The organism is Microcystis sp. M53598_WE2 (assembly GCF_030067735.1).
GTDB classification, from domain to species: Bacteria; Cyanobacteriota; Cyanobacteriia; order Cyanobacteriales; family Microcystaceae; genus Microcystis; species Microcystis aeruginosa.
In genome coordinates, this window is the sequence record NZ_JASJFE010000301.1 from 1 (window position 1) to 3,477 (window position 3,477).

The following is a 3,477-nucleotide window of genomic DNA, read 5'->3' on the forward strand; positions in this document are numbered from 1 at the left end:
CACAAGTAAAAAGCTTTCTCCATTTAACCCCGGATTTAGCCCTCGCACAAGCCCAAAAAGTGGACGAGAAAATCGCCAGGGGTGAATCGCTGCATCTGTTAGCAGGTATTCCCATCGCATTAAAAGATAATCTCTGCACCAAGGGTATCCCCACCACCTGCGCTTCCCGGATTTTAGAGAATTTTGTCCCCCCCTACGAGTCCACCGTTACCCAAAAATTACGGGATTTAGGAGCAGTTATCGTCGGTAAAACCAATTTAGACGAGTTTGCTATGGGTAGTTCCACAGAAAACTCCGGTTATCACGTTACTGCTAATCCCTGGGACTTATCCCGGGTGCCGGGAGGCTCTTCGGGGGGGTCGGCTGCGGCTGTGGCCGCTCAAGAATGTGTGGTCGCCCTAGGATCGGATACGGGGGGATCAATTCGTCAACCGGCTTCATTTTGTGGCGTTGTCGGGCTAAAACCGACCTATGGCTTGGTTTCTCGCTTTGGTTTGGTGGCTTACGCTTCTTCTCTCGATCAGATCGGTCCCTTTGGTCGTACCGTAGAAGATGCGGCGATTTTATTACAAGCGATCGCAGGTTACGATCCCCAAGATTCTACCAGTCTCAATCTGCCGATTCCCGACTATAGCCAATTCCTGAAAACCAGTTTAAAAGGGCTAAAAATTGGCGTAATTAAGGAAACTTTCGGGGAAGGTTTGGATCAGGTCGTTGCCGAGGCAGTTAATCAAGCTTTAGCGCAGTTAAAGGCCCTTGGTGCTACGATTAAAGAGATTTCCTGTCCCCGTTTCCGTTACGGATTGCCCACCTACTACATTATCGCCCCCTCGGAAGCATCGGCGAATTTAGCCCGTTACGATGGGGTTAAATACGGTATTCGGGAAGATGCCGATAGTTTGATTGATATGTACACTAAGACTCGCGCTCAGGGTTTTGGTGCGGAAGTCAAGCGCCGGATTATGTTGGGAACCTACACCCTCTCGGCGGGTTATTATGATGCTTATTACCTCAAAGCACAAAAGGTGAGGACTTTGATCAAAGAGGATTTCGATCGAGCTTTTCAATCGGTAGATGTGTTAGTTTCTCCCACTTCACCGACCACAGCTTTTAAAGCCGGGGAAAAAACGGCGGACCCTCTGAGTATGTATTTATCGGATTTAATGACTATTCCCGTCAATTTAGCCGGTTTACCCGGGTTAAGTCTTCCCTGCGGTTTTGATGGGCAAGGTTTGCCGATTGGTTTACAATTAGTGGGTAATGTGCTGCGCGAAGATCAATTATTTCACGTCGCCCACGCCTACGAACAGGCCACCGATTGGCACAAACGTCAACCATCTTTTACAAATTGATACAATTGCTGGTGGCTATCTTTTGCTGGTAAGTAGTCGTGCAAAATTAATTTCCTAGTGAAGATAGGCAAGAGGCACTCTTGCAAGAGGCAAGAGGTGTTTAGATATGTGTAATTAATTTTGCTTAGGTACTTAGCCATCAAGTAAAAATCAGCAACACTGAAAATGTCTCAAGTCTTCTCTTAATTGGGGACAATTTGCCAAAAAAGCGTTTACCTCATCATCCCATTCTAAGTTGAGCGGCAGCCGCCAAACTTTGGCTTTTATAAATCACTTTGGTAAGGTCGAATCCAACACGGTGTTAGCTTGCTCCAACGTTTTGCCGTAACCAATTGGTAAAGGCAACACGTTCTAATTCACCAGAGGCTAAAGCTAAAATGACTCGTTCTTGCTCATCTACAAAAGCATTAATCTCCAGTCCATTCAACACCAGAAATGTTTCCATTGCCCCATGACCAGTGCGCTTGTTGCCATCAAGAAATGGGTGATTCATCACAATTGAAAATCCCAAAGCTGAAGCTTTATCAACAATTGTCGGATAAAGATCCTGCCCGCCAAATGTCATGCGTGGTTGAGCAATAGCAGACTCTAAAGAACCTAGGTCACGAATACCCATAGCTCCTTGGGACTGTTGAATAATTTGATGATGTAAATCGAGGACTTCCACTAATGTTAGATAGCGTATCATGCTAAACGACGATAAAGTTCAGCGTTTTTCTTGAGTACATAGCTTGATGCTTGAGTAAATTCGTTTTTAGGACCAACCAACCAATCTTCTATGCTGGCACTGAGTAAGTCTTCAGGGGAAACTTGGCTGTTCTGAGCTAACTGTTGTAATCGTCGAAACTGCTCATCTGAGATATTAACAGTAATGGAAGCCATTAAAAACCTCTCAATAGTCTAAATATTTAACATTATAACCTCAGTGAGATCTTCCTCTATCTCCACCAAACGGACTTAAGCAACAACTGGCAGGGAGTAGTTATTTATCCTCGGCGTTCAGTGGAAAGCGTAGAGACTGCTTGTTATGGGGAGTTAATCAACTCCAGCAGGATTTTACGTTTTTATCTCGAGGAATTAAGGGAAGGGGAATCCCTGGGAATATCAATGTTACAGTTAATTGTAGCACCAACCGCCAGAGCGATCGAGCAAGGAAAACAATTAATTCCACGGATTAGACAAGAATTACCTAATCTCAAACAACAGCAAGAACTTTTAGAATTGATAGAGACAATCTTGGTTTATAAGTTACCCCAAGTCAGTAGAAAGGAGATAGAAGCGATGTTTAGTTTAAGCGATTTAAAACAAACTAAAGTGTATCAGGAAGCTTTAGAGGAAGGTAGAGAGGAAGGTAGAGAGGAAGGTAGAGAGGAAGGTAGAGAGGAAGGCCGACAAGAAGGTGAATTAGCGGCAAAATTAGCCTCTATTCCTCGTTTATTGGCCTTAGGATTAAACTTTGAACAGATAGCACAGGCTTTAGAATTAGAAATCGAACAGGTTAGACAAGCAACTCAAGGGGAATAGGAAAAGTTCAAACTTTGACAAATTGATACAATTGCCGGTAGCCATCAAGTAAAAATCGGCAACACTGAAAATCCCGCCAGCTTTCTCTTAATTGGGGACAAGTTACCGAAAAAGCTTTTACTTCGTCATCTAAAATAGAGGTCTCTTTTTGAGTTTAATTGTGTGAAAACTGACAGTATTTTCTATCAACTCTTACAAAGATTTCCCGCTTGTTTCTTTGATTTGTTGAACCTTCCCCCCGAAACCGCCAATTCTTATCAATTCTCCTCGGTGGAAGTTAAACAATTGTCCTTTCGTCTCGATGGAGTCTTTTTGCCTGATACACCCAATCAGCCTATTTATTTCCTAGAAGTACAATTTCAGAAAGATAATAGGTTTTATTCCCGTTTCTTCAGTGAAATCTTCCTCTATCTCCACCAAACGGACTTAAGCAACAACTGGCAGGGAGTAATTATTTATCCTCGGCGTTCAGTGGAAAGCGTAGAGACGGCTCGTTATGGGGAGTTAATCAACTCAGGCAGAATTTTACGTTTTTATCTCGAGGAATTAAGGGAAGGGGAATCCCTGGGAATATCAATGTTACAGTTAATTGTAGCACCAA

General features: G+C 43.4%; 4 protein-coding genes and 1 pseudogene. 3 read left to right on the plus strand and 2 right to left on the minus strand.

Translation table 11 applies throughout. The features are described from left to right. Positions 1 to 1,352 (plus strand): Asp-tRNA(Asn)/Glu-tRNA(Gln) amidotransferase subunit GatA (gatA, locus tag PX636_RS06560; RefSeq protein WP_288116550.1); only part of this gene is annotated, 1,352 nt, incomplete at its 5' end. 301 nt (positions 1,353 to 1,653) lie between these two features. Here gatA and PX636_RS06565 read toward each other — a convergent pair. Continuing rightward, complete coding sequence (locus PX636_RS06565; protein WP_230401049.1) at positions 1,654 to 2,019, minus strand: type II toxin-antitoxin system death-on-curing family toxin; 366 nt, start codon at positions 2,017 to 2,019, stop codon at positions 1,654 to 1,656. Between the two features lie 17 nt (positions 2,020 to 2,036). After that, positions 2,037 to 2,234 (minus strand): hypothetical protein, encoded by a 198-nt coding sequence (locus PX636_RS06570; protein ID WP_002739031.1) that lies wholly within the window; start codon positions 2,232 to 2,234, stop codon positions 2,037 to 2,039. Positions 2,235 to 2,276: 42 nt separating this feature from the next. On the opposite strand from PX636_RS06570, the pseudogene PX636_RS06575 reads away from it, so the two are divergent. Continuing rightward, positions 2,277 to 2,876 (plus strand): annotated as a pseudogene (locus tag PX636_RS06575) (Rpn family recombination-promoting nuclease/putative transposase); the annotation flags it as partial. A gap of 162 nt (positions 2,877 to 3,038) precedes the next feature. Next, the coding region (locus tag PX636_RS06580) for an Rpn family recombination-promoting nuclease/putative transposase (RefSeq protein WP_288116551.1) at positions 3,039 to 3,477 on the plus strand (439 nt) is incomplete at its 3' end.